27 protein-coding genes and 3 tRNA genes are annotated in these 25,544 nt (G+C 55.3%); 16 read left to right on the top strand and 14 right to left on the bottom strand.

Annotation, left to right across the window (positions count from 1 at the left end):
• The 3 genes from KO499_RS19620 to KO499_RS19610 form a co-directional block, all read left to right on the top strand.
• On the top strand, window positions 1–1,001 hold a 1,001-nt coding region (locus KO499_RS19620; RefSeq protein ID WP_215985422.1), incomplete at its 5' end, for an MFS transporter.
• On the top strand, window positions 1,001–1,618 hold the full coding sequence (locus KO499_RS19615; RefSeq protein WP_215985421.1) for a flavin reductase family protein: 618 nt from the start codon (window positions 1,001–1,003) through the stop codon (window positions 1,616–1,618). The genes KO499_RS19620 and KO499_RS19615, both read left to right, overlap by 1 nt.
• 19 nt (window positions 1,619–1,637) lie before the next feature.
• The gene (locus KO499_RS19610) at window positions 1,638–2,531 is read left to right on the top strand and encodes a LysR family transcriptional regulator (protein ID WP_215985420.1); all 894 of its coding nucleotides are present in this window, start codon (window positions 1,638–1,640) and stop codon (window positions 2,529–2,531) included.
• Window positions 2,532–2,534: 3 nt separating this feature from the next.
• Here the strand turns inward: KO499_RS19610 and KO499_RS19605 are convergent, their stop codons facing one another.
• Together KO499_RS19605 and KO499_RS19600 are read right to left on the bottom strand one after the other, a co-directional pair.
• Window positions 2,535–3,194, bottom strand: coding sequence for a cupin domain-containing protein (locus KO499_RS19605; RefSeq protein ID WP_215985419.1), 660 nt, complete (start codon window positions 3,192–3,194; stop codon window positions 2,535–2,537).
• 65 nt (window positions 3,195–3,259) lie between these two features.
• On the bottom strand, window positions 3,260–3,790 hold the full coding sequence (locus KO499_RS19600) for an isochorismatase family protein (protein WP_215985418.1): 531 nt from the start codon (window positions 3,788–3,790) through the stop codon (window positions 3,260–3,262).
• 221 nt (window positions 3,791–4,011) lie between these two features.
• Here KO499_RS19600 and KO499_RS19595 point away from each other — a divergent pair.
• A tRNA-Ser gene (locus tag KO499_RS19595) sits at window positions 4,012–4,102 on the top strand.
• A gap of 153 nt (window positions 4,103–4,255) precedes the next feature.
• Here KO499_RS19595 and KO499_RS19590 read toward each other — a convergent pair.
• The 3 genes from KO499_RS19590 to KO499_RS19580 form a co-directional block, all read right to left on the bottom strand.
• Complete coding sequence (locus KO499_RS19590) at window positions 4,256–4,861, bottom strand: DUF938 domain-containing protein (RefSeq protein WP_215985417.1); 606 nt, start codon at window positions 4,859–4,861, stop codon at window positions 4,256–4,258.
• A 58-nt stretch (window positions 4,862–4,919) separates the two neighbouring features.
• A complete protein-coding gene (locus KO499_RS19585) occupies window positions 4,920–5,195 on the bottom strand; it encodes an acylphosphatase (protein WP_215985416.1) in 276 nt (91 codons plus the stop codon).
• A gap of 180 nt (window positions 5,196–5,375) precedes the next feature.
• The gene (locus tag KO499_RS19580; protein ID WP_215985415.1) at window positions 5,376–6,323 is read right to left on the bottom strand and encodes an AEC family transporter; all 948 of its coding nucleotides are present in this window, start codon (window positions 6,321–6,323) and stop codon (window positions 5,376–5,378) included.
• Window positions 6,324–6,576: 253 nt separating this feature from the next.
• Between KO499_RS19580 and KO499_RS19575 the strand changes: the two genes are divergently transcribed.
• The gene (locus tag KO499_RS19575; RefSeq protein WP_228340053.1) at window positions 6,577–6,990 is read left to right on the top strand and encodes a DUF1330 domain-containing protein; all 414 of its coding nucleotides are present in this window, start codon (window positions 6,577–6,579) and stop codon (window positions 6,988–6,990) included.
• Between the two features lie 6 nt (window positions 6,991–6,996).
• Here the strand turns inward: KO499_RS19575 and KO499_RS19570 are convergent, their stop codons facing one another.
• Window positions 6,997–7,326: a branched-chain amino acid transporter permease gene (locus KO499_RS19570; RefSeq protein WP_215985414.1), complete on the bottom strand. Its 330-nt coding sequence runs from the start codon at window positions 7,324–7,326 to the stop codon at window positions 6,997–6,999.
• A complete protein-coding gene (locus tag KO499_RS19565; protein ID WP_215985413.1) occupies window positions 7,319–8,023 on the bottom strand; it encodes an AzlC family ABC transporter permease in 705 nt (234 codons plus the stop codon). The genes KO499_RS19570 and KO499_RS19565 overlap by 8 nt, the downstream gene beginning before the upstream one ends.
• A gap of 166 nt (window positions 8,024–8,189) precedes the next feature.
• Between KO499_RS19565 and KO499_RS19560 the strand changes: the two genes are divergently transcribed.
• The 5 genes from KO499_RS19560 to pgsA all read left to right on the top strand — a co-directional run bounded on the left by KO499_RS19560 (window position 8,190) and on the right by pgsA (window position 13,335).
• Window positions 8,190–9,809, top strand: coding sequence for a methyl-accepting chemotaxis protein (locus tag KO499_RS19560; RefSeq protein ID WP_215985412.1), 1,620 nt, complete (start codon window positions 8,190–8,192; stop codon window positions 9,807–9,809).
• 84 nt (window positions 9,810–9,893) lie between these two features.
• A complete protein-coding gene (locus KO499_RS19555) occupies window positions 9,894–10,145 on the top strand; it encodes a hypothetical protein (protein WP_215985411.1) in 252 nt (83 codons plus the stop codon).
• 95 nt (window positions 10,146–10,240) lie between these two features.
• The gene (gene uvrY / locus KO499_RS19550) at window positions 10,241–10,903 is read left to right on the top strand and encodes a UvrY/SirA/GacA family response regulator transcription factor (RefSeq protein WP_215985410.1); all 663 of its coding nucleotides are present in this window, start codon (window positions 10,241–10,243) and stop codon (window positions 10,901–10,903) included.
• Window positions 10,887–12,749, top strand: coding sequence for an excinuclease ABC subunit UvrC (uvrC, locus tag KO499_RS19545; RefSeq protein WP_215985409.1), 1,863 nt, complete (start codon window positions 10,887–10,889; stop codon window positions 12,747–12,749). Before uvrY ends, uvrC begins: the two co-directional genes overlap by 17 nt.
• A 7-nt stretch (window positions 12,750–12,756) precedes the next feature.
• On the top strand, window positions 12,757–13,335 hold the full coding sequence (pgsA, locus tag KO499_RS19540; protein WP_215985408.1) for a CDP-diacylglycerol--glycerol-3-phosphate 3-phosphatidyltransferase: 579 nt from the start codon (window positions 12,757–12,759) through the stop codon (window positions 13,333–13,335).
• Here the strand turns inward: pgsA and KO499_RS19535 are convergent.
• Genes KO499_RS19535 through KO499_RS19520 form a run of 4 tightly spaced genes read right to left on the bottom strand, consistent with a single transcriptional unit; the run spans window position 13,268 to window position 16,792 of the window.
• Window positions 13,268–13,921: an ABC-type transport auxiliary lipoprotein family protein gene (locus KO499_RS19535; RefSeq protein WP_215985407.1), complete on the bottom strand. Its 654-nt coding sequence runs from the start codon at window positions 13,919–13,921 to the stop codon at window positions 13,268–13,270. The two genes, pgsA and KO499_RS19535, sit on opposite strands and share 68 nt — an antisense overlap.
• A complete protein-coding gene (locus tag KO499_RS19530; protein WP_215985406.1) occupies window positions 13,918–14,856 on the bottom strand; it encodes an MlaD family protein in 939 nt (312 codons plus the stop codon). Before KO499_RS19530 ends, KO499_RS19535 begins: the two co-directional genes overlap by 4 nt.
• A 2-nt stretch (window positions 14,857–14,858) precedes the next feature.
• Window positions 14,859–15,683: an ABC transporter ATP-binding protein gene (locus KO499_RS19525; RefSeq protein WP_215985405.1), complete on the bottom strand. Its 825-nt coding sequence runs from the start codon at window positions 15,681–15,683 to the stop codon at window positions 14,859–14,861.
• 11 nt (window positions 15,684–15,694) lie between these two features.
• The gene (locus KO499_RS19520; RefSeq protein ID WP_323133379.1) at window positions 15,695–16,792 is read right to left on the bottom strand and encodes an ABC transporter permease; all 1,098 of its coding nucleotides are present in this window, start codon (window positions 16,790–16,792) and stop codon (window positions 15,695–15,697) included.
• 295 nt (window positions 16,793–17,087) lie between these two features.
• Between KO499_RS19520 and KO499_RS19515 the strand changes: the two genes are divergently transcribed.
• Both KO499_RS19515 and KO499_RS19510 read left to right on the top strand, forming a co-directional pair.
• Window positions 17,088–17,163: transfer RNA gene (locus KO499_RS19515), tRNA-Gly, on the top strand.
• Window positions 17,164–17,222: 59 nt separating this feature from the next.
• Window positions 17,223–17,296 (top strand) — tRNA-Cys (locus tag KO499_RS19510).
• A 356-nt stretch (window positions 17,297–17,652) separates the two neighbouring features.
• Here KO499_RS19510 and KO499_RS19505 read toward each other — a convergent pair.
• Genes KO499_RS19505 through KO499_RS19495 form a run of 3 tightly spaced genes read right to left on the bottom strand, consistent with a single transcriptional unit; the run spans window position 17,653 to window position 20,623 of the window.
• Window positions 17,653–19,158: a tripartite tricarboxylate transporter permease gene (locus KO499_RS19505; protein WP_215985404.1), complete on the bottom strand. Its 1,506-nt coding sequence runs from the start codon at window positions 19,156–19,158 to the stop codon at window positions 17,653–17,655.
• The gene (locus tag KO499_RS19500; protein ID WP_215985403.1) at window positions 19,158–19,628 is read right to left on the bottom strand and encodes a tripartite tricarboxylate transporter TctB family protein; all 471 of its coding nucleotides are present in this window, start codon (window positions 19,626–19,628) and stop codon (window positions 19,158–19,160) included. The genes KO499_RS19505 and KO499_RS19500 overlap by 1 nt, the downstream gene beginning before the upstream one ends.
• Before the next feature lie 26 nt (window positions 19,629–19,654).
• The gene (locus KO499_RS19495) at window positions 19,655–20,623 is read right to left on the bottom strand and encodes a Bug family tripartite tricarboxylate transporter substrate binding protein (protein ID WP_215985402.1); all 969 of its coding nucleotides are present in this window, start codon (window positions 20,621–20,623) and stop codon (window positions 19,655–19,657) included.
• 536 nt (window positions 20,624–21,159) lie between these two features.
• Between KO499_RS19495 and KO499_RS19490 the strand changes: the two genes are divergently transcribed.
• The 4 genes from KO499_RS19490 (at window position 21,160) to KO499_RS19475 (ending at window position 25,538) form a co-directional block, all read left to right on the top strand.
• The gene (locus tag KO499_RS19490) at window positions 21,160–21,936 is read left to right on the top strand and encodes an SDR family NAD(P)-dependent oxidoreductase (RefSeq protein ID WP_215985401.1); all 777 of its coding nucleotides are present in this window, start codon (window positions 21,160–21,162) and stop codon (window positions 21,934–21,936) included.
• 93 nt (window positions 21,937–22,029) lie between these two features.
• Window positions 22,030–23,607 carry an aldehyde dehydrogenase (NADP(+)) gene (locus KO499_RS19485; protein ID WP_215985400.1) on the top strand — a complete coding sequence of 526 codons (1,578 nt, stop codon included), beginning with the start codon at window positions 22,030–22,032 and terminating at the stop codon, window positions 23,605–23,607.
• A gap of 83 nt (window positions 23,608–23,690) precedes the next feature.
• Entirely contained in the window at window positions 23,691–24,425 is a 735-nt protein-coding gene (locus KO499_RS19480; RefSeq protein WP_215985399.1) for a ribonuclease activity regulator RraA, read from the top strand.
• Window positions 24,426–24,548: 123 nt separating this feature from the next.
• A complete protein-coding gene (locus tag KO499_RS19475; RefSeq protein WP_215985398.1) occupies window positions 24,549–25,538 on the top strand; it encodes an EamA family transporter in 990 nt (329 codons plus the stop codon).
• The last annotated feature ends 6 nt before the right edge of the window (window positions 25,539–25,544 follow it).

The following is a 25,544-nucleotide window of genomic DNA, read 5'->3' as shown; positions in this document are numbered from 1 at the left end:
GGCGCAAGCGTGTGATGTTGCTGGGCGCGATGATGGGCATTGTGGCGGGCCTTGTGGGCGCGTTGGGATCCTGGGCAGGGCTGTTTTCGCTTTTGTGTCTGGCGGCTGTTCTGGGAGGCACCGGCCTTGCGGTAGTCCACCAATACCGGTTTGCTGCCATGGAATCTGTCGCCCCGGATATGGCCGGCTCTGCCGCTGCTCGTGTACTGCTGGGCGGTCTTGTGGCCGCCTGGCTCGGGCCGGAAGTTGCCGGTCTGGGTAGTGACGCATCGGAAGAATACCCATTTCTGGTTAGCTGGGTTGCTCTGGCGGTGGTCCAGGGAGTAGCTTTGCTGATCCTTGGTGCCGGCTACCGGGCCGGGGCTGAGCATGTTCATGCGTCGCGCCCCGGAGGCGGTCGCCCGTTGCGGGACGTTCTGGCAAATCCTCTGGTATGGGCAGCCATCAGCGCTGCGGCCATTGGTTATGCGGTTATGAGCTTCATTATGACGGCCACGCCGCTGAGCATGACCGAGATGGCCGGCCATGACTTCGATGACGCCAAGCGCGTCATCCAGCTTCACATTATGGCCATGTATCTTCCGTCGCTTATCAGCGGTTGGCTGACTCGGGTTATGGGAATACCACTGATGATGGGGGCAGGGCTGCTGGCGTATCTGGCCTGTATTGTTCTGGCCGCCAGCGGTGTTAGTTTTCACCATTATCTGTCGGCGCTGTTGTTGCTTGGTATTGGCTGGAATTTCCTTTTTGTTGGTGGTACCACGCTTCTGCCCCAAGGCTATCGGGATGCGGAGCGCTTCCGTGTGCAAGGGCTTAACGACATGATGGTTTTTGGCTCGCAGGCCATAGCTGCTTTGTCTGCGGGTGCCATTCTGAATTGGCTGGGTTGGGGTGGATTGGTGATGGTCGCGGTGCCTTTCCTCATACTTCACGGGTTGTTGATGATTTGGTGGCTGTTGCGGGAGCGCGCACCGGCAACGGCAAGTAACGGGAGAAAGTAATGCTGATAGATGTCGAGGGTCTCGATCCGAAGGATGCGTACCATATTCTGACACAGACAGTGATTCCCAGACCGGTTGCCTGGGTACTCACTGAAAACCCCGATGGCGGCTTTAATCTGGCGCCGTTCTCGTTCTTTACCCCCATCACGAGTAGCCCACCTTTGCTGATGATTTCTGTTGGCAAGAAACCGGCACAGGCTGTAGCCAAAGACACTCGTGTCAATATCGAGGCGAGGAAGCATTTTGTTGTTCATATCGCCCATCGGGATCTTGCCGCAGCGGTCACCGAATCGTCACGAACCTTACCCCATGGTGAATCCGAACTGGAAAATCTGGATCTCGAGCTGGTGGATTTTGAAGGTTCAACGTTACCGCGTCTCAAAGACTGTCATGTTGCGTTTGCATGTGAGCTATACGATATCAAGGAAATCGGCGATGGGCCCCAGTCGTTGGTCTTCGGGAAGGTTACCCGGATCTGGGTCTCGGATTCCGCTGTCCGGTATGATGAAAAGGATCGTCTGACTTTTGATGGCGCTGCCATTGACCCGATTGGACGTCTTGGCGGAAGCGAATATGTCACGTTTGGTGAGGTATTCAAGATTCCGAGACCATCCTGAAGCGGAGTAGGGCAAAGGAATGGAAGACCTTAACCTTCGCCACCTCTACTATTTCTGGGTAATCAGCCGGGAAGGATCGATTGCATGCGCGAGCGAGGTGCTGGAACTGGCGCCTCAGACGTTGAGCGGCCAGCTGGCTACGTTTGAAGGCGCTGTTGGTGGACGTCTGTTCTCCCGGGAAAGGCGCAAGCTGATCCTGACGGATCTCGGGAGGCTGATCCTCGGATACGCTGACGACATTTTTGCCTTGACTGGCGAACTGTCCGAAACCCTTCGGCTGGACCCCGCTGAGCGTCCCTTGCCTCTGCGCGCCGGCGTATCGGCGTCCATCCACAAGTTGATTGCCTACTACCTGTTGCAGCCAGCCATGGCTGGCGAGCGTTCGATCCAGCTGGAGTGTCAGACTGGTGGCACCGACGATCTGGTATTGAGCCTGAAACGCAAGGAGCTGGATCTGGTACTGACAGATCGCATGCCCCGGCTGCAGGATGACGGGAATCTCACAGTACATCCGCTGGCGGGTTCAAGCATGAGTCTGTTTGCTGCGCCCGGGCTGGCTAAAATCCTGAAAAAGGGATTTCCGGAATCCCTGAATGGCCAGCCGTTGCTCGCTAACGACACCGACGCGCCCTATTTCGCGAGGCTGATGAACTGGTTTTCACTGAACGGGGTTCGCATGAAACTCGTTGCCCGGGTAGACGACAGTGCGCTTATCAAAGTGTTCGGCAGCCAGGGCTATGGAGTCTTTGCCGCGCCGACATCAATCTGCGAGGAAGTCTGTCGTCAGTATGAAGTAGAGCAGATCGCCTCAATCGATGAGGTGATGGATGAGCTTTTTGCCATAACCCGGGGCCGCAAGACCACGCATGCAGGGGTTAGAGCGATTGTCGAATCCCATAGCGACGACGCCTGAAAATCATTGAGGCTTGACCGGTAAGTGGCCGGTTTTTACCCAAATGACAGTTTCCTTGTCTACGAAGGGCGTGTGTTGGCTCAAATGTGGGCTTCGTATCCAGGAAGCCGCAGGATAGCGGCCATGCTCGTCGCAGAATTCTCCGGATAGCACGAAAATTTCCTCGCCCCCGAAGTGTCTGTGAGGCTGGAAGACTTCATTGGCAGGCCATTTAACCAGGGCTACATGTTCGTGCTCGAACTCGTGCAGAGGCATTACCTGAAGACCACCGATACCCTGCAGCCAAGCTGTATTCCTGGTGTTTATCCGCACCGCGGATTGATCCCGTTCATCAAACTGATGAAGCTTGACCAGCAGGGTGCATCCCTCTTTGCTGAACGGGGCATGTCCGCTGCCGGGAGGGTTGCGCAGGTAGGTGCCGGCGGGGTAGTCGCCATTCTCATCGGAAAACACACCGTCCAGGACCAGAATTTCCTCGCCCAGAGGATGCTCATGCCGGTTGAACGATGCGCCGGGCTCGTAACGGACCACGCTGGTGGCGTGACCGCGCTCGGCTTCCTCGCGGGCGAGGGGCTTTCGTAAAACACCGCCGGCAGGGCTGGGAACCCACGCTTGTTCGGCGGTGCGAATGACAACCTTTTTGGAAAAATCCATGTTGAGCATTGTGAACCTCAAAGCCACGGGTCATTGGCTGGAATGTTACGTCTGCACCGGCTTGCCGGATGCCTCTATTTGATCAGCGCCTGGATGTTTCTGAACTGGGGGTGCTTGCAGTGCCGCATCCATTCAAATGCCACCATCTCAAGCGTTACGATTCTTGCACCGCTCTCGTTCAGACGATCCAGTGCTACGTCCCGGTCAAATTCGTTGCGGGATCCTGTAGCGTCCGCCACCACCCAGACTTTATAACCTGCATCAATCAGACTCAGGGCGCTCTGCATCATACAGACATGGGTCTCGCAACCGGCGATGACAATATGCTGCCGTCCCTCCGGTAGCTGGTCGACAAGACCATCCGGGCAAGCATCGAAGTGATACTTCGAAAGAGTCTGATCACATAGTTCCCGAACGGCTTCAACGTTGTGGCCCAGCTTGTCCGGCAGTTGTTCGGTACCCAGAACAGGTACCTGAATAAGCCCTGCAATCGTGGCCAGAGCAGTGCATCGTTCTACAACCTCATCGCCGTGGCTGATAGCAGGCATCAGTTTTTCCTGAACGTCGATGATCACTAGGGTCGATTGTTCGGCTTTCATCAGCATTGTTATATTCTCCTGGATCCGGGGGATCGCCCTCAAAACCCCGATGATAATTGGCCATGGTGGATTACGATAGTCGCGAATCTGTTCAACTTGTATGGGGAAGGTCGTCCGCACATCTTTTTTTGATGATTTTTCTCTTGGGAGTTGCCAAGCGTCTATAAAACCATTAAAGTTTGCGCCCTCAAATGAGCGACGACGTAGCTGATTTGAAACAGTTTATTGGAGAGGTGGCCGAGTGGCTGAAGGCGCACGCCTGGAAAGTGTGTATACGTTAATAGCGTATCGAGGGTTCGAATCCCTCCCTCTCCGCCAATACAGAACCCCAGCATTGCTGGGGTTTTTTATTGCCCGATCTGCAGGATAAAAATAAGCTCTTCAGATCTGATCGAGGCACGGGGGATTCCGGATAATCACATCCGTTACCGGATGTCTGAATCCCCGTAACCGGGCTCGAATCTTTCTCTTTTAACCGACCTTTCGCCAAACCAGCAGGCGATTATTGGCCGGCATATCAAAATCTTCCTCAAGCGCCAGGCCACTGTGTTCGCCGAGAGCCTTGATATCCTCCATGTCCCTTATTCCCATATGCGAAGCCTCAGCGTTCAGGCTGCGGTCGAACCGTTCGTTACCTTCACTGGTATGCTGCCCACTGTAGCTGAAAGGCCCGTACAGGCAGAAAATACCATCCACAGGCATTACTCCGGAGATGCCGCGAAACATCGCCTGCACTTCGTGCCAGGCCATGATGTGGGCTGTGTTGGCGGAAAACGCACCGGTAATGGCGGGCAAGCTGGACCAGTCACCATCCAATACGTTCAGGGCGATAGGCGGATAGATGTTCGTCAGGCCTGAATCCTGGAGCCAGGAATTGGAGAGTTGGGCGTTGCGGGGGTGGTCGCTGGGCTGCCACGTCAGATGTGGTAAATGGCTGGCAAAATGCACCGCGTGCTGACCTGTGCCTGTACCGATTTCGAGAATCGTCCCCGGCTGTTTGAAAACTCCCGCAAGCTTTTCCAGAATCGGCGCTTTATTGTTTTCGCAGGATTGGGAAAACGGCTTGTCTTTGTGCATGGTTTGATCCTCGATACAACGGCTGGTTTTTGGCAGTTCTCATTCCAGGGCTCATTGGCTAGCGCACTCCGAAATCGCTGAATTCTCCGGTGGGGGTTTCGAGGGAAGCATCAACAGAGTCTACCCTCGCAGCAGGTGGTCCGTCCGCACACCAGGTCTTGAGCTGATTCAACCCGTCCTTTGGCCCTTCTGCAATGATCTGAACCCGGCCATCGGGAAGGTTGCAAGCGTAGCCGGTGAGCCCCAGGGAGGATGCCATTTCCTGCGTTGAGGCGCGATAGTAAACACCCTGCACCCGCCCGGATACCAGAAGTCGCCAGCGTGTGTTATCCATGATTTTCCCCCGCTAATTCTGTCGTGTCAGGCTTTAATTCAATCTAACGGTTCGGGCAGGAGAACTTCAAGGCGTGCGCAGAGCCATGGTCGATACTCACCTGAAACAGAGTGCAACCGGGTATTCCGATGCCCTGATCTGTGAGGCGTTCTGTCACGGCAACTCAATCGATTGGGTTATCTAGATCAGTTCCGCACTTCGCAGAATGAAGACTCCGAGGGTTACCGTGATGCTCGCCAGTAGCGTGGTGAGCGCAATGATGTTTGCCGCTAACCGGTCATTTCCGCCCAGTGCTTTCACCATCACGAAACTGGCGGCAGCGGTGGGGCTGGCAAAAAACAGAAACATCAGCCCCAGTTCCGAACCCCGAAAACCTGCCAGCCACGCGGCGACGGTGCAGACCGCTGGCAAAACGACCATCTTGAAGAGGCTCGACCCCAGAGCTGTTTTACTGTCGTTGCGGATGGCGTTCAGGGAGACGGTGGCGCCGATACACAGCAGAGCAAGGGGGAGGGTAAGGGATGCAAAATAGTCTCCGCTGATCATTATCCAGCCAGGAAGAGTGATATCCAGTGCGGCAACGGGAATGGCCACACATACTGCCAGAATGAGAGGGTTGCGGATGATGTCGTGAAAGATCTTTGTCCAGTCTGTGGTTTGCCCTGGCTGATAGGCCACCAGAACGATCACCGACAGAACGTTGTAAGAAATGATCACCAGCCCAAGAAGTATCCCACCGGCCGACAGGCCAAAATCCCCGTACAGGTTGGCAGCAAGCGCCAGGCCGACGATGCCACAGTTCCCCCGAAACGCACCTTGCACATAGACGCCCCGGTCGTCCCGAACAACGCGCCAGCGGGCCCAGAGCCAGGTAATAACAAAGCTCGCCAGGGTTGCGCTGAGGTAAAAGACCAGAAGGCCAGGGTTGAACGCGGTATCCAGGTCTGCCCGAATGATGCTCAGAAATACCAGTGTCGGCAGTGTGGCTTTGAACACCAGCGCTGAGGCGGTGTTAATGAAAGCATTGTCGATCCAGCCAATCCGGCGCAGTCCCAGACCGATAAAGACCATGGCAAACACCGGCAATGTTGTTTCCAGGGTTTGCTGGAACAGTTCGATCAGGTTCATTTGATGAGACCATTAGTTCGGGGAAATGGAAAGAGTGCTCCGGAATTATAAGCGGGGAGAAAGCTAGGATGCTACGGGAATACCACCAAGGTATGGGCTATAAAACGATGAAATGAAGTATTGATGAGGTTTGCGTATCTCTCATTGAAGCCCCGCGAAGCAGGGAGATAAACGGGCAATCTGAATGAAAGGTAATAAAATCGCTTGCGTGGACGCCTCCAGCCTGAGCTATAGTAAGCCCCGGAAACATGAGATGAAGAGGACAAGGATGGACGCTGTGAATCCCGCGACCGAACAGCTGAAAAAAGTGCTGGCGGATACCCCGAAAGACCAACCCGTGGTCATGTTGAATCTGATGCGCTTCCGTGACCGTGCCCATTACAAGGAAGAGGAGCCTGAACGAACCGGGCGGGAAGCTTACAAGCTTTATATGGAAGAGGCCGCTGCCTGTGTGGAATCAGTAGGCGCTGAAGTTATCTGGTCAGGTCGTAGTGTGGGGTCGCTGATTGCGCCTCCGGATGAATCCTGGGATCAGGTGTTGCTGGTTCGATACCCGTCAATTGACGCCTTCATGGCCATGATCGAAAGCCGGGAATACAAGGGCGTTGTCAAACACCGGACGGCCGCCCTTCAGGACTCACGGCTGGTAGCCAATATCGAAAACTGATTCTGATCAGATCCCGGCTTGCTGAATAGCCATATAGCTGATGGTCCCGACTGCGATAGAGAGCAGGGCATTCCGGCGCCATAAATGGATGATAATCACCAGAGCGCCGGGTAGCAGTGCGTCAAATCCCATCCATAAGCCGTTCCAGTCCGCCGAGCGTTGCAGAAACACGGTTGCCAGCAGCGCCATGACCGCCGCCGGAAGATAACGCCCGAGATGACGTACCAGAGGATGTTCCGTGTGACGCGCGAAAAACAGGAACGGAATCACCCGCGTGGCAAAGGTTGCGGCCGCTGCTACCACAATGAACGCGGCGAGATAGCCAGACTCACCCATGTTTGGACTCCTCTTCAGATGGCTGACCATGACTCTTCCGATACTGTACGAGGAGTGCTGCGGTAACGAGGGCTATTGCGCCGATCAACTGGTGTGCTGAAGGAAGCATCAGCATGGCAACACCAGCCGCCGCCGCGCCAAGCCAGATCGGAAATCCCTCGCCCAAAGCCTTGAACTGTTCCAGGGTCAGAACAAGGAACAGAGCTACCAGTGCAAACTCAATTCCGGTACTGTCAAAGACCACGTTCTCGCCAAGCAGTGCGCCAATTGTGCATCCCACCACCCAATAGCACTGGTTGAACCCGGTGATCCTGAAGTCCAGTTCCTGTTCGTAAGCCCTGTCGGTTCCCCGGGGTCTGCTGGTGAGCAGAGAGTAAGTTTCATCGGTCAGCCCGAAAATCAGATAGAGCTTGCGCCAACCGGCGCCCTTGAACTGGCCAAGCAGAGACAATCCGTAGAAAAGATGGCGGGCATTGAGAACAAACATGGCGATGCACACCTCCAGCAGGCCGGCATTTAACGCCAGCAGGCTCACCGCAAGTATTTGCCCGGCACCGGCGTAAATGACAATGCCCATCAGGGGGGCCGTCCACCAGGCATAGTCCAGCTGGGTGGTGAACAGCACACCAAATGCCATCCCAAGCGGGAGGTAGCCGAACAAGATCGGCAGTGTCAGACGGAAAACGGACTGATTCATTAGCATCCAAACGTTAAGAAAGCGGCGATCATAGAGAAATGATGGTTTCTTTTGAAGAGGTTAACCGTCTGGCAGGCCACCAATGTGGAGGATTGGCGCACTTTGGGCCATAAAAGTGTCACAAAAACGACATAGCATTTCGCTATTCCCCGTTTTTGGAGCTGTCATGTTCAGCACAGTAAGAACCCGAATTCTGTTTTTCGCCTTTCTCTCGGTCTTTGCCCTGGCGGGACTTTCCGCTTTGTCCTGGAGCATCATCCTGAAAGCCGAAGATGCGTCCAAAACCCTGATCCGAAACAATCTGCACGAAACCTGGCTTCTCGCAGACCTCGCGCAGGATCACCGACACCTCCAGGATCTCGCCTACAAGATCAAGGCGCAACTGTTGCTCTGGGATGAGATCGAGACCGAATTCAGCCGTCTTGAAACTGCTTTACCCGGGCATTGGCGAAGTCTCGAAGAAGATACCGGTCTTGATAGCTGGGCGGAGGTTCACAGCGAGGATTTCAAACGGGTTCAGGCTTTGATGGCCCGAATGAAGGATGGCATCGCTGAGAAAAGCTATTACCGTGTCGGCCAGGTGGTCGACTTTGATCTGTTTCCGGCCATGGAGCCCATGCTCGGAGCGATCGCAGAGCGTCAGCGTCAGAGTCGCGAATCGGTCTCAGCCGGGGCCGATGAGTTGTTGTCATTCCTTGATGCACAGCAGAATTTCCTGGTGATCGGATCTGTGTCCTTTCTGATGATTGTTGTGCTGATGACCGGATGGTTGCGACAGTCTGTCATCCTGCGTTTGCAGGGTATGGAAAGTGATCTGGAGGCCATGGAGAAGAACGCCGACCTGACCCGGGTTCCGGTTCTGAAAGGACGCGATGAAGTGGCTGGAGTGGCGAAGGCTCTGGGTGGCCTGGTTTCCCGGTTCGAGCATTTCATCGGTGATATCCGCTCCGCTGCTGGCGGTCTGGACGAACGCTCCGGCGCTCTGGATAACGGCGCGGAATCGCTCCAGGCAGCATCCGAGCAAACCCGGAGGCAGATTCATGATGTCAGCCAGTCAATGGCAGCTATTGCGGATCAGGCGTCAGCCATCGAACGTGCGACCGACGAATCGGCCACCACCGTAGAAACAGCTGTCGCGGCCAATAAAGAAGTCCAGAGCCGGCTCTCGACCAGTGAAGAGGCTGCAGATCACACCGTAAACGTTATATCCCGTGTTTCGGGCTCAATTCACGCTCTGAGCGAGTCTACTGGGAAAATCAAACAGGTCATCGGTGTGATCGCCGAGATCGCGGAGCAAACCAATCTGCTGGCCCTGAACGCGGCTATTGAGGCGGCTCGTGCCGGCGAGCATGGTCGCGGTTTCGCGGTGGTGGCTGATGAAGTCAGGACATTATCCCGCCGAACGTCCGAGTCCACCCGGAATATATCTCAATGGGTACAGGATCTCGTTTCCGGAGTCGGCAGTGTAGATGGTCAACTGGAGGAAATGCGTGATGCGGGGAGCAGTAACCGCAAGCACCTGGCCGAGCTCAAGGGGCATCTGGAATCGTTGCAGGGGCAATTCGTCGATCTGGAACGCCACAGTAGCGAGATCAGTTCTGCTGTAGCATTACAACGTGATGAAATCGGGCGGGTGGGGCGCCGGGCTGATGCACTGGACGACAGTGCTGACGTCCTGATCCGGAGTGTCGAGCAAACCCGCAACGTGAGCGAGGCGTTACGGCAGGAGTCGGTTTCGATGCGACAATTGATCGCACGCTTCAAAACTGCCGCAGACTCTGCCTGAGCGACGCACTGTCTCCCTGGTTCCGTAACCGGGCTTCTCACTTACCGATATTATGCTTACCATGGTGTTAACATGGGAGGCAGTATGACAGACAGTACCGGACATCGGCCCGAGCAGGACCCAAGGCAGGAAAAGTTCATTGTTGATGCCGATTTGCTGACGGCAGATCAGATTCAGGGCCTGGTAGAAGAGTACTGTACCCGCTACCACGGGCTGAACGACACGGAGAGCCCGCTGGACGAACAGGGCAAGGTGTTATCTGCGGTTCGCCGGGGCGATCTGGTTGTCTGGTTCGACCCGGTGGAGAACACCGCGGGCCTGGATGTGCCGGCCTAACCGCCATATGCGTCACGGTATTTGGCTTTACACCTACCGGGGGCCGACACTAAACGATACAATCGCCCTGTTTTGAGGCACGTGCGAGGTGGAATTTGATCAGGGTACTGGTTGTTGATGACCATGAGCTGGTGAGATCGGGTATTACCCGAATGCTCTCAGACAACCCGGATATTGAGGTCATCGGGCAGGAGGCATCCGGAGAGGCGTCTATTGATTTCGTTCGGCAGCACCGGCCGGATATCGTTCTCATGGATATCCGCATGCCCGGTATCGGCGGCCTGGAGGCGACTCGCCGTATTCTTCGCATTGATGATTCCATCCGGGTAATCGTTGTCACCGCCTGTGCGGACGATCCTTATCCAACCCGGGTTATGCAAAGTGGCGCCACTGCGTACATCACCAAAGGTGCAGACATCAAAGAGATGGTCCGTGCCATTCGTATGGCCCACTCGGGGCAACGCTACATCAGTCCGGAAATTGCCCAGAAAATGGCCCTGAAACAGCTTGGCGGTGGTGACCGGGATGAAGACGGCGAGCTCTCGCTGTTCGAACGGCTATCCGAGCGGGAAATGCAGATTGCCATGATGGTGGTGGACTGTCAGAAAGTTCAGGATATCTCGGACAAGCTGTGTCTGAGCCCGAAAACGGTGAACAGTTACCGCTACCGGATTTTCGAAAAGCTGGAAATCTCCAGTGATGTTGAACTGGCCCTGATGGCCGTGCGGCTCGGACTGCTTGATGCCGACAAGGTCTGACCCTGAGAGTACACACATCGGGGAGTTTGACAGTAAGAGCTTCCTGAAACAGCTTACCGAACGGCCTGGCGTCTACAGAATGTACGACGATGGCGGCTCGGTGTTGTACGTGGGCAAAGCCCGCAACCTGAAAAAGCGGGTAGGCAGCTATTTCCGCAAGACCGGTCTGGCGCCGAAAACCGAAGCTCTGGTCAGCAAGATAGCCTCTATCGAGGTGACAATTACCGGCAGTGAAACCGAGGCGCTGTTACTTGAGCAGAACCTGATCAAGTCGTTACGGCCGCCCTACAATATCCTGCTCCGTGACGATAAATCCTACCCCTATATCTACCTGTCCTCCCACGACGACTACCCCTCACTGACGTTTCGTCGCGGGCGCACCAAGAAGGGTGGCGGTACCTGGTTCGGGCCATTTCCAAGCTCGGGTGCGGTTAAGGAAAGTCTTAATATTCTGCAAAAGGTTTTCCGTATAAGATCCTGTAATGAAAGCTATTTTAGGAATCGTACCAGGCCTTGTCTGCAGTATCAGATCAACCGTTGCACCGCGCCGTGTGTGGGCTATGTCACGCCTGAGGAATACCAGCAGGACATCCGTCACGCCGCCATGTTCCTGGAAGGAAAGAACCCGGCCATCATTCACGACCTGATGAATGCCATGGAAACGGCGTCGAAGAGCCTGGAGTTTGAAAAGGCGGCGGCCTATCGGGATCAGATCAATCATCTGCGCCATGTTCAGGAACAGCAATCCGTCGACGGTGAGGGCGGTGACGCCGATGTCATTGCCATTGCCCAGGATGCCGGTGTTGTGTGTATCGTGGTGATCATCGTGCGCGGTGGCCGTGTGTTGGGTACCAAGGACTACTTTCCCCGGTACTCCATTGAGCAGACAGAAGGCGAGCTTCTAAGTGCTTTTCTTGGCCAATATTATTTTGGTGGTAACACCCGCCGGGAGATTCCTCGGGATATACTGGTGCCTGTCGAGGTGGATGGCCAGGAGCTGTTGGCTCAGGCCTTAACCGAATCGGCGAACCGTGAGACCCGGATAAGGGGTAATGTTCGTGGCGAACGGCGCCGGTGGCTGGAACTGGCTATGACCAACGCCCGTCAGACACTGCTTACCCATCTGGCCAGCAAAGAGACAGTCTTCCGTCGCCTGCTGGCACTCAGGGATCTCCTCGAGTTGGCGGAGACCCCTTCGCGCATGGAGTGTTTCGATATCAGTCATAGCCATGGGGAGAATACCGTCGCATCCTGTGTCGTTTTCGATGAGAATGGCCCTCTGAAAAGTGACTATCGGCTGTACAATATTGAAGGCGTTACCGCCGGCGACGATTACGCGGCCATGCGTCAGGTGCTTTCCCGTCGCTACAAGCGATTGGTGGCCGGGGAGGGCAAACGCCCGGATCTGGTTTTCATAGATGGTGGTAAGGGGCAGTTGAACATTGCCCGGGAAGTCTTTGAAGAACTTGAGATTTCAGATATTCCGCTGATCGGTGTCGCCAAGGGTGTCACCCGTCGGGCGGGCATGGAGCAGCTCATCGATGCCATGACGGGCGATGTGTTTCGGGCTCCGGCTGATTCGCCAGCTCTGCACCTGATCCAGCACATTCGGGATGAATCACACCGTTTTGCCATTACCGGGCACCGGGCCCGTCGGGACAAGAAACGCCGACAGTCTACGCTGGAAGGCATTGAAGGCGTGGGGCCGAAGAAGCGTCGCGACCTGATCCGGTATTTTGGCGGCATACAGGAACTTCGCAAAGCCGGGGTTGATGAGATGATCAAGGTTCCAGGCATCAGCAAATCACTGGCCGACACCATATACGCAGCATTGCATGACGAGTAAGGACAGTATGAATTTACCAAATATCCTCACCCTCTCCCGCATTATCATGATCCCGGTGTTTGTGGTGATTTTTTACCTTCCCGTGGGGTGGAGTTACCTTGTGAGTGCGGCCATTTTCGGATTGGCGGCGGTCACCGACTGGCTGGATGGTTATCTGGCAAGAAAACTGGATCAGAGTACCCCGTTTGGCGCCTTCCTTGACCCGGTGGCTGACAAACTCATGGTAGCTGTTGCTCTGGCTGTTCTGATCGAAGAGCATTCTGCGATCCTGCTGACGATTCCGGCCACCATCATTATCGGTCGTGAAATTGTCATTTCCGCCTTGCGGGAATGGATGGCAGAAATCGGTAGCCGTGCCAGCGTGGCGGTTTCCTATATTGGCAAAATCAAGACGACAGCGCAGATGGCCGCGATTGTAGGTCTGCTGGCGTTTCCTCCCGGGGTAATCTGGGCGAATGTCGCCGTGGCACTGCTTTATATCGCCGCGATTCTCACGCTCTGGTCCATGGGGCTGTACCTCAAGGCTGCCTGGCCCGATCTGTTTCCTGAGAAGGCATCAGGCGAGACGGATAGTCGCACCTCCTAGCCCATTCAATCACGCTGGCAGCCAGTTTGCTGCCAGCGGTTCCGAAAGCAGTCACTATCTGATCAACAGATGAGCCCGAGGCTGATTCCACGATCCGGACTGTGCGGGTGCACAGTGTGGCCCGGGAGCGGTTGTGAACCATCTGCAGATGCAACTCGATGATCACCTCTGGTCTGGATTCCGGATTTTGCGCGTGGAACGCCGACAGTTCTGTTACCAGGGTCAATTCGGCCTGAGCGGGATTAGTGTCGGTAATAACGGTGGTGTAGGTGCCACTCTGACGGATGCGGTTAACCAACGCGTCCCGAACCACCACCGGTGCCGCATCTCTCCAGCGGGTTTCCGGGTAAGCCCGGAACTCCCGGGGTGTCGGTTTGGCCAATATCAGCGAACTGTTAAAAGGCTCTGAGGCATAGGGTGTGTCAACGCGAAGTGCTGCCCGAATTGGTTTCTGGGCTCCTGCAACCGATTGGCCCAAAGCCAGGTCCATAACTCTGGGGGGCTCCAGGTTTGGAAACACCGTGCAGCCACCGGTAAGGGCAACAGCAAGGACAAAGATGACGTTTCTGATGGAGCTTAATGTCACTGTGCCATCTCCTGCATGGGTTCATTACCGAACAGCGTACCTGAAGGATCCCGCTCCAGACGGTGTGTGAACCGGTTCAGGCTGCGCAGGGTTGCCCTCAGTTCCCTCATGGCAGGCGCCAGCTCACCCATACCCTGGAGACCGGCATCCATCGCACCCTGGTTGCTACGGGCCAGCTCATCAAGCCGTGCAATGGAGGTAGTGATCACCGCCAGGGCCCGGTCCATGGATGCGAGAACCCGCCGTCCGTCGGTTTTCAGCAACTCGTTGGCGTTATCTGAAACGCCGGACACCTTGATCGCAGCCTCCTCGGTGCGAATGGCAGCATTGTCGAACTGTTCCAGCAGGGCAGTGAGCTGGTCCCGCCTGGCGAGGAGTGCATCCGTGGCTTCGCGGGTGTTCTGCAGGATGGCCGTTGCATTCCCGATGTTGTCATCGGATAACAGCTCTGTAGCACTGGTGAGCAGTCTGTCTGCCTTGGTCAGCAGCTGTTCGCCACTGGCAAGCAGGTTATTGAATGCCGAGGGCTCGGCAACAATGACCGGCGGGTTGTCCCGGTCGCCCTGTAACGCTGGCTGGTCCGGACTACCTCCGCTGAACTGAACGCTCATACTGCCAGTGATATTGGCCAGCACCAGGCCTACCCGGGTGTTCTCGCGAATGGGGACCGACTGGTCAACCCGAACCAGCACACGAACCTGACCGGGATTGCGGGGATCCAGTGTCAGTTCCACCACATCCCCAACCTGAACGCCGCTGTACAGCACCGGATTGCCCTCAGAAAGGCCGCCTACCGTCTGGTCAAACACGATGTCGTAATAGCTCCAGTCCCGATCAGCGGACGATTTCGCCAGCCACAGGGCAAAGATCAGCCCGGCCGCAAAGGCCAGGATCGTAAACAGACCAATAATCAGGTGGTGGGCGCGCGGCTCCATGGTTACTGCTCCTGAGTCCGTTGGTTCAGATGTTGCCTGAAGGCGTAGCTGGCTGCGCGGCCACGGGGGCCGTTAAAGTAGTCCTGAATCCACGGGTCCTCCGTGGCGGCAACCGACTCCAGCGTATCAGCTACCAGCACCCGGCGTTGCGACAGTACCGCAACCCTGTCACAGGTTGAATACAGGGTGTCGAGGTCATGGGTAATGAGAAATACAGTCAGCCCCAGGGCGTTGCGCAGAGTCACGATCAACCGATCAAATGCCGCCGCACCAATCGGGTCCAGGCCAGCTGTTGGCTCATCCAGAAAGAGGATTTCCGGGTCGAGGGCCAGGGCCCGGGCCAGTCCTGCCCGTTTGACCATTCCGCCAGACAGCTCGGACGGATATCGCACCGCCGCATCGGGTGGTAAACCGGTCAGTGCCAGCTTCATGCGCGCAAGCTGCTCCGCCTCCGGCCGTTTCAGGCCCGCATGCTCCATCAGCGGAACGGCGATATTTTCCTGAAGGTTCAGAGAAGTGAACAGCGCGCCACCCTGGAACATAACGCCGAAGCGTTGTTCAATTCGTGACCGGGCGCGGGCGGAAAGCCGGGTAAGATCTTCGCCAAACACCCGGATATGTCCGGAAGCGGGGGTGCTGAGCCCGACAATGCTCCGGAGCAGAACCGTCTTGCCGGTACCCGAGCCGCCAACCACACCCAGAATTTCGCCTCGGAGCAGATCAAGGTCAAGATTTTCGTGAACAACATGGGTGCCAAAACGGTTGCACAGATCCCGCACCGCAATGACGGGCTCATTGCGAGTTTCAGGTTTCGGGGATGCGGCCATGATCACCATGATTACCAGCCCATTTCCATAAAGAAGAGTGCAGCAATGGAATCCAGAAGAATTACCATGAAAATAGACTGAACCACGCTGGAGGTGGTGTGCTCGCCCACCGATTGTGCACTGCCTGCCACTTTGAAGCCTTCCAGACAGCCGATTACAGCTATCAGAAAAGCAAAGATAGGTGCTTTGACCATGCCGACAACGAAATGCTTCAGGTCGATATCCCGTTCCACGATGGCCATGAACTGGACTGGTGAGATATCCAGCACCAGGGCGCAGACCACCGCACCACCAACCATTCCAGACATCATTCCCACAAAGGTCAGAATGGGCAGGCTGACCATCATCGCCATCACCCTCGGCAGTACCAGCAGCTCAATCGGGTTGAGGCCCAGGGTGCGGATGGCATCCAGCTCTTTATTCACCTTCATTGCACCAATGTTCGCTGTGAAAGCGCTGGCGGTTCGTCCTGCCAGCAGGATTGCGGCCAGCAGAACACCGAATTCCCGAAGGAAGGAGAATGCCACCAGGTTTACGGTATAAATGGTGGCACCAAAATCCTCCAGAACCGTCGCCCCCAGAAAAGCCACCACCGCGCCCACCAGAAACGTCAGCAAAGCCACAATGGGCAGGGCATTCAGGCCAGTGTCATGAACGGCGGCGACGAACGACGTCATGCGCCAACGCCATGGTTTGGGAAGATTCCAGGCCAGAGTGCCCAGGGTCTGGCCAATAAAGCCCACCAGGACCCACACCAACCGGAAGATGCTCTCCACCTTCTGACCGGTACCGATGACAAAACTGAACACCAGAGACGGCGAAGCGCGAACGGGTGTGGGCTGGTCCTTCATGGCTTCGCACACGGCTGCAATCAGGGCGGATTGCTCACGAGGTAACTCCCCGGCGGTGGTCGCAGCTTCGAGCAACCGGGCTGGCCCGACCAGCGAGGCCAGTTGCGAGGCACCGGCGGTATCAATTCGCTCAAGCCCGGCAAGTTCGATCGGCAACCTGGCTAACTCTTTGGCTGAGACCGTCGGCTTTACGGTCGCCAGAGCGCGATAATGTTTCAGCAACCAGTCGCCGGTGACTCTCAGCGCGCCGGCTTCAATGGTCACGGACCCCGGAGCGGAGGAGGGCGCCTGTGGGACGGTCTGCTCGGAAGACAGGGAATCTGGCACGTATTTGTCGAATCCATCAGTAATTTTGTCGGCCACTCATTAGCTTAGAGACTGCCGTGGTTATCCGCCAGTTTGGAATCTGCATTGGCCGGTAACCCGTTATCAGTTGGCCAAAATTTGCTCACAAACCTCAATAAAACAGAAACTTGATAAAAAACTGTTGACGCCCGAACGGTAATCCGTAGAATACGCAGCCGTTGACGAGGCAATGCTTCGGAAACAAAGAGCGGGAATAGCTCAGTTGGTAGAGCACAACCTTGCCAAGGTTGGGGTCGCGAGTTCGAATCTCGTTTCCCGCTCCAATTTCAAGTCTCTCAACGCCCACCTGAGAGCACAAAGATCCGATCCTTCGATCTTTTCCGGCGCGGTGGCAGAGTGGTTATGCAGCGGACTGCAACTCCGTGTACGCCGGTTCGATTCCGACCCGCGCCTCCATTTTGATTATCTTGCTCAACAACACAGTTGTTCGGTGTTGCTTGAACAGTCATCCCTATAGAATCCCAAAAAATCTCATGCTGTGTCTGGTAGGCAATCTTGTTGCCACAGCCAGATCAAATGATTTGCCGTCCAGCATTGTTGTTTGCTGTCTACCCATAGGAGCGTCCACGAGCAGTGGGTTCCCTCCCTTTCAGGACGGTTCTGAATCTTCATTATCCAGTCTTGCTAGAGCCTGTGCCCATGGGGTTTTCTACAGACGCACCTCAGGCTGCGCACCTCAGGCTTACACAAAACCGGCTGTGGTTTGGAGTAAGCCTGGGCGTCTCGGTAATGCGGTTGGTAGATAGGGGCGCCTATTGGCTGAATGGCAGCCGGCTGTTAGTGCGGCGAAAGGAAATGCTATTTGCCATGATCATTCCCCATATCAGGGTGGCTGCAACGGCGAGCGTTATGGCAATGGGCCGATCAACAAATGCTGTCAGGTCGCCATTGGCCTTGATGATCGAGCGCATGAAGTTGCTCTCTATAATTGGCCCAAGAATTACTGCGAGTATTAATGGTCCGAGCGGGAAATCATTTTCTGCCATTACGAAGCCGAGCAATCCGAAGGCGAGCATAATCCATATGTCGAACATTGAGTTATTCGCGGCATAGGCTCCCACCATGCAGAATATGAGGATCAGCGGGAAGAGCACTCCGGAGGGTACCGATAGAATGTGTCGTGCCCCTTTAATGGCTATGAAGCCAAGGGGAAGCAGCAATAGATTGGCAATGATAAAAGACAGGAAGATTGCATTGACCAGCGGTGCTTCACTGACAAAAACATCCGGCCCTGGTGTGATGCCTTTGGTCATCAAAACGCCGATGATGATTGCAGTAATGGCGTCGCCCGGGATACCAAAGACCAGCGCAGGGATGTACGCCCCGGATAGTGAAGCGTTGTTGGCCGAGCTTGCGGAGATCAGCCCTTCGGGGTGACCGGTGCCGAACTTTTCGGGCGAGCGCGAAAGCTTGCGGGCGATGGCGTAGCTAATCCATGAGGCAATGTCTGCACCTGCGCCAGGCAGTGCGCCTATCATGGTTCCCAGCACGCCGCTTCGTGCTACGCCGAACTTGTATTTCCAGAGTAGCGGTGCAGTACCTGAAAAGGGTTTTTTCACGCGCATCTGTACTTCTTGGTGCGGATTGTTCGTTTCCGGCATCCGACGAATGAGCTCTGAAATGGCAAATAAGCCAATCAGTACCGGCAAAATAGAGATGCCTGCGAGCAGGTCATAGCTACCCAGCGTGAAGCGGGCCTGGCCTGAAACGCTGTCCATGCCAACCATTGAAATCGCCAGGCCAACAAACATTGAAATCGCGCCTTTCAGTCGGTCTCCGCCTGAAACCAGAATGGCGCACGATAGCCCCAGTAGCGCGAGCCAGAAATACTCATCGCTGGTGAACTTGATGGCAAAATCAGCAATAAGCGGCCCAACCATGGCCAGGCATATCACGCCAATAATCCCGCCAATCATGGAGCAAACGATATTGAGGCCAAGCGCGACACCAATTTTGCCTTGCTTGCCCATAAGGTAGGCTTCGTCAGTGTAGACGGCAGATGCGGGGGTACCGGGCATGCGGAGCAGGGCACCGGGCAGATCGCCGGCCACAATAGCCATGGCCGTGGCCGAAACGATCGCCGCAATTGCAGGTAGCGGCTCGAGGAAAAACGTGGCCGGCACCAGCAGTGCGGTTGCCATCGTGGCAGTAAGGCCTGGAATCGCCCCCATGAATAACCCGAAAATGGATGCAGACACAATGATAAGCATCACTTCCCAGGTGAACACGAGCGTCGTCGCTGCCAGAAAGCTATCCATTAGTAGACCACCTCTTCCAGAATACCCAGTTCGAGCGGCACCTGGAGCAGGCGACCAAAAACAACCCAGATGACAGCCGTCGAAGCTATCGCTGTACAAGCTGCGAGCGTCCAGTTCTGACGATAAAAGCCGTACAGCAGAAGGCACAACAGAGCCGTTGAGACAATGGGGAATCCAAGGACCGGAACCAGCAATATGTACGCGACAATTGCTGAGACAATGGCCAGCAAGGTCAGGTAGAAGCGTTTGATCGGCACTTCGTTTACCCAGACCATCAGCGGAGCGCGACTGCTTAACCCCCTTAAAGCCAATAGTCCACCAAACGCTATCAATAGCCCTCCAATAACTATGGGGAAGGTTCCTGCTCCGTAGTCCTGCTGGGGCAGGTTATTCAGCCCTCTGGAGTTGGTTATTACCAAAACCCCGAACGTTACTGTCACCAGCCCTGTGATTTTGTCGTTGCTGCGCATGCGGCTGCCCTCTGGGTATTGTCGGCTTAGTTGGCCAGGCCAAGCTTTTGGATCGTTACAGCGTTCTTTTCACTTTGGTCTTTCATATAGGCTTCGAACCCTTCTGCGTCAGCCCAGACGGGGCCGAATCCACGGCTCACCATAAAGGATTGGAATGACTCAGAGTTGAAGACCTTTTTCGCTGCAACTTCCAGACGTTTGGTGACATCGTCGGGCAAATTGGCCGGGCCAACCAGGCCGCGCCATGAACCCTGGGTCCATTCGTCTCCGGTTACTTCTTTGGCAGAGGCGACATCGGGGAACCGGTCCAGGCGTTCGTTCGACAGTACGGCCAGTGTGCGAGTGCGTCCCGACCTGTTCATTGGTTGGGTTTCCGGAAGAGAATTGAAAACAATATCCACGCCGTTAGCTGCGAGTTCCTGTAAGCCCGGAGCTGCGCCTTCGCTCGGAACCAGGTTGATTGTCTGAGGATCTATGCCTTGCTGGTCGATAAAGCCGGCAAATGACAGGTGATAGGCGGCACCCGGGGCTGAGCCCGAAACGGTATAGGTGTTCGGATTGTCTTTTAGATCGTTCAGTGCGTCGTCCAGATTCTTCCAGGGCGACTCTGCATTCACAGTGAATGTGGCGTAATCAACGTTGAGTAGGGAAATTGGTGTGAAATCTGTGTACGAAATGTCTGCGGTACCGATGTGCTTGTACGTTGCGATTTCAGCCGTGCCCAGGCCCAGAGTGTAACCGTCCGGCCGGGCCATCTTCATGTTCATGTGGCCGATAACGCCTGCTCCGCCTGTTTTGTTCACAACGTTTACAGGCTGTCCCAGTTCTTCCTGGAGCCCCATTGCAAATTGTCGACCTACGGCGTCTGATCCGCCACCCGCAGACCAGGGCACAATTAACGTAATCGGCTTAACCGGGTAGGAGTCGGCTGCGTGGGCGATGCTGGCGCCAATGGTGAGAACCGTGGCGTATAGCAGTTTGGATAGTGTGCTCATTTTAAACCTCATTGTTTTTAGATGGTTTAGCGAGTGGCGGGCTGCGTGCACAACGAAAAGAGCCGGGTGTGCTGTCTTGCCCAGATAAAGCCACTGGCAAACGGACGCTCTCAGGAGACCGTTTGCTTGGGGGAGTATCATCGTGGTCAAAAAAATTTGCAAGTATTTACAACATCTATTTTTTAAAATCGTATTCGGCCGTTTTTTCTGCGAACCTGGCGTAAGAGTTTCAGGTTGAAGGGCGTCTTTTGCACTTCTGAATAGCTCTGATTCATAGGTGTTAAAATTATCCAAGTAACTGGATAAAAAGGATAATAAGGAAATTTTCGGTTTTCTGGAGAGGCGTTTTATATAGCCTTAAGTCAGCGCGCCAGCCTTGCTGGGCAAGTCTCAGTTAGGTGATGACCAAGTTGTAAAGATTTGTTTGATTCTCACTGGGTGCTCGTCTATATTGTGAGCGTCTGGCAGTTGCGACAGGGTATCGTTAGCCCTTCTCGCGCCACGTAATGCTTATACAAGAGATTCAAGGAACTGACATGTTTGATGATCTGAAAAACAAGAGAGTACTGGTCACCGGTTCAACTAAAGGAATCGGGTTTGCCGCAGCTTTGGAGTTCGCCAAGCAGGGGGCCGTGGTGGGCATCAATAGCCACGTCATGGACGCTGCGGCAGAGAAGGCAATTGCACAATTCGAAAGCCTTGGTATCAACTTCGCCTACTTTAAGCATGACCTCAGCCGCAGCGATGAGTGTGCAGCACTGGTTAATGAGTTTGTCGAAACATTCGGCGGGCTGGATGTGTTGGTTAATAACGCGGGAGGCCTGGGTGTACGTGAGGGCCTTGAAAACCTTGATGATGCGGCCTACGACCTTGTTTTTGATCTGAATATTCGTTCTGTTGTTATGACCACAAAATACGCTGTGCCGCACCTGAAAGAATCTGCGGTCAAGAGCGGCACCACATCAGCGGTTATCAGTACAGGCTCTATCGCCGGTCGTGAAGGGGGAGGTCCTGGGGCCAGTCTCTATGGCGGGTCTAAAGCGGTAATTCACAACCTGCATCGTACCTGGGTGAAGGAACTCACCGGCAGTAATATTCGCTTCAACGTAGTGGCGCCGGGCACAATCGATACCGCTTTCCACGAAGACAAAAGCCCCGAACTGAAAGAAAAAATCCGCAATTCAATACCTATGGGCCGCTTTGGTACATCCGAGGAGTGCGCTCCAGCCTATCTATTCCTGGCTTCACATCAGGCGAGCGGTTACATCACCGGTCAAGTGATTGACGTGAATGGCGGGCAGATGTGCCCGTAACGGCGTTCACCCGATAGGGAAATAGCGTGTCATAGCGCCCCTGTGGGTTCAGCGGGGGCGACCATTTCATATCTATCTTCAGGGTATTTTTTTATGCACCTCAAGGGACACCAGCTCATTGGGCAAGAATCGTTTGCAGCGACCGGCAACCCGGTCTTCGCAGTTAATCCGGCTACTGGCCAGCGTATCGAGCCTGGCTATGGCACTTGCGGCCAGGAAGAGGTTGATCGGGCAGCTGAACTGGCATGGTCAGTATTTGATCGGTATCGCGAAACATCATCCGCATGCAGGGCGGAATTCCTGGAAGCAATTGCTGATCAGATTGAAGCAATCGGGGATGTATTGATCGAGCGCGCCATGGAAGAAACCGGCCTGCCTCGTGCCAGGCTGGAAGGTGAACGCGGCCGGACATGTGGCCAGTTACGGCTTTTTGCGAGAGTGATTCGTGCAGGAGAATGGCTCGATGTGCGAATTGATCCGGAACTGCCAGATCGCAGTCCGCTGCCACGCAGCGATTTACGTCAGCGGCGCATCGCACTTGGGCCGGTAGCCGTATTCGGCGCCAGTAACTTTCCTTTGGCGTTTTCAGTTGCCGGTGGCGATACCGCATCGGCACTGGCGGCAGGTTGCCCGGTTATCGTCAAAGCCCACTCTGCCCACCCAGGCACCTCCGAGCTGGTGGGGCGCGCTGTGCAGAAAGCAGTGGCTGACTGCGAGCTTCCATCCGGCGTGTTTTCATTGCTCTACGGTGCCGGTAATGAACTGGGCCAGGCACTGGTTACCCATCCCCGTATTCAGGCGGTTGGTTTCACGGGGTCGCGCAGCGGTGGAACGGCTCTGATGAAGGCTGCCAATAACCGGCCACAGCCAATACCCGTGTATGCCGAAATGAGCAGTATCAACCCTGTGGTGCTCATGCCCGCAGCACTGGAAGAAGGGGCCGAAGCCCTGGGGAAAGCCTTTGTTGCCTCGCTCAACATGGGAGCAGGGCAGTTTTGCACCAATCCTGGATTGATCCTGACTATCAAGGGCGCAGCTCTGGATCGTTTCAAGGCTGCGGCAGCGGAAGATATCCGTGAAAGCGCGCCGCAAACAATGCTGACACAAGGCATCTGTTCTGCCTATGGCGCCGGGCTTATGCAGTTGCGTGAGACAGGCAAGGTTGAAGAGGTTGCTGCAAGCAAGCTCGATAGTGATTCGCACAGCCCGTGTCACAGCACTTTGTTTGCGGTCAGTGCGACTGATTTTATCAGCGATGAGCGTCTGCACGCCGAAGTATTTGGTTCCTGTTCATTGATTATTGAATGCGATGAGGTCACTCAGCTTCAAGACGTACTGGAACACCTGGAAGGCCAGCTGACCGCTACGGTGCACATGATTGAGTCCGATTACTCTGCGGTTGAGGGGTTGCTACCTACCCTGGAGCGCAAGGCCGGGAGAATTCTTGCCAATGCGTGGCCTACCGGTGTCGAGGTCTGCGACGCGATGGTTCACGGCGGCCCGTGGCCTGCCACTTCTGATAGCCGGAGTACATCGGTTGGCACCGCGGCCATTCACCGTTTCCTCCGCCCGGTTTGTTATCAGGGCATACCGCAAACGCTACTACCTGATGCACTCAGGGATGGTAACCCTCTGGAAGTCTCACGGCTGATCGATGGCAAACGAGAGTAGGGCGATTCGTTCTGTAAGCAAGGCGCGCCGCAAATCAAAGCCAGCGGACGTGATACTCATTACTACCGAAAAGAGAATAAAGCATGAGCACATCTGAATACGCTCCGAACAAGACTCTATCGAGCGCCGCCAAAGCAGGTCTGATGCGCGCATCTACTGCGACATTGCATACGATTCTGTTCAAGCGTGGCCTGCGCAACACCTACATTCAAGGTGTTAGCAAGATGAATAAGGGTGCGGTTAAAATGGTTGGCCAGGCCTTCACCCTGCGTTACATTCCTGCACGAGAAGATATTGATACAGTGGCTGCCTTCAGGGATCCGAAGCACCCGCAGCGGGTTGCTGTAGAGACCGTTCCGGAAGGTATGGTGCTTGTGTCCGACTGCCGTCAGGATGCCTCTGCTGCCAGTGCAGGGAGCATATTGCTGAATCGGCTGGAGTACCGTCATTGCGCGGGTTTTGTATCGGATGCAGGCATCCGTGACTCAGCGGATGCTGCCGCCATGAACATGCCGGTTTTTTGCGCCAAGGCGAGCGCACCAACCAACCTCACAAAGCATCACGGGGTGGATATTCAAGTACCCATTGGCTGCGGCGGGGTGGCTGTTTTCCCCGGCGACGTACTGGTAGGCGATGACGACGGAATCATTGTCATTCCGTTAGAGCTGGCAGACGAGGTCGCTGAGGAAGCAGAAAAAATGGAAGCGTTCGAAGACTATGTGCTTGAGAAGGTTCGTAATGGAACCCCTGTCATCGGTCTGTACCCGCCCAACGAAGATACTCAGGCGGAATACAAGCGCTACCTGGAAAGTCGTTAATGAGCTAGTTGTGTGGATCTGTGCGGTAAGGCGCCTGAATGAGGTTGCCTGCCGCAGAGTCAATCCCGGCGTAGGCCGTGTTGCCGTTGGCGAGTAAACCTATCTGAAGTGGAAGCTGCTGTCATGAAGTCGTCTGCTCAATTGCCCCGTCCCATTGCGGTGCTGGTTCTCGTAATTCTGGCCTGTTCCTTCGCCGGCAACCATGTAGCTGCCCGCATTGCATTCGACCACGATGCCGGATTGTTGGTAGCCATACTCTTCCGCTCAGGTGTGGCGATGGTAGCCTTGTTTTGCCTGGTGATCTGGCGTCGCGAATCGCTCCGCTTCAAACCACAAGCCTGGGGCTGGCAGTTGGTGATGGGGCTGCTTATTGCCATTCAGAGCTTCAGCATTTATTCGGCCGTGGCACGTATTCCCGTTGCCCTGGTGCTACTGGTCGTTAATCTCGCGCCCATTATGCTTGCACTGCTGACGTGGGCGTTGGGAGGCCCACGTCCAACGCGCACGGCGAGCCTGCTAATGCTGTTTATCCTGTTTGGGTTGGCGTTGGCGCTGGATCTGCCTTCCCGACTCTCTGGCTCCGGTGAAATAGATACCAACTATATAGAAGGGTTGTTGTTCGGTGTCACTGCAGCGGCGGTGTTTGCCTGTGCGCTATGGATTACAGATCATCGTTTGAGCCGTATGCCTGGATTGGTGCGCAGTATGCTCACAATTATGGTGGTTTTTGTTTCCGCGGCCAGTGCCGGAGTTGCTGGGCTGGTTCCCAATGGCATGAGCCTGCCCACGGCTCCAGCGGGCTGGGTTGCGCTGGGCAGTCTGGCCATTTTGTATGGAGCGGCATTCTCAGTATTATTCACTCTCGTTACGCGGTTGGACATCGCTCGCAACGCACCGGTGATGAATGTCGAGCCAGTGGCAGGCCTGATCCTGGGTTGGCTGATTCTTGATCAGGTTCTGGGCGGGATCCAGATTGCAGGCGGGTTGATTGTGGTTATCGGAATCGTCATGCTCGCCTACACCAAAATACCTGACAGACAGCTGTCACGGCCCCCTTGTGAATTGAAAACCGGCAAGCGCGGAGATATCCGCACCGCGGACTCCCAGGTTTGAGACAAC

Source organism: Marinobacter sp. F3R08 (assembly GCF_018860425.1).
Lineage (GTDB): Bacteria > Pseudomonadota > Gammaproteobacteria > Pseudomonadales > Oleiphilaceae > Marinobacter.
The sequence above is the reverse complement of the archived record's forward strand: the minus strand, read 5'-3'. Positions and strand labels throughout refer to the sequence as shown.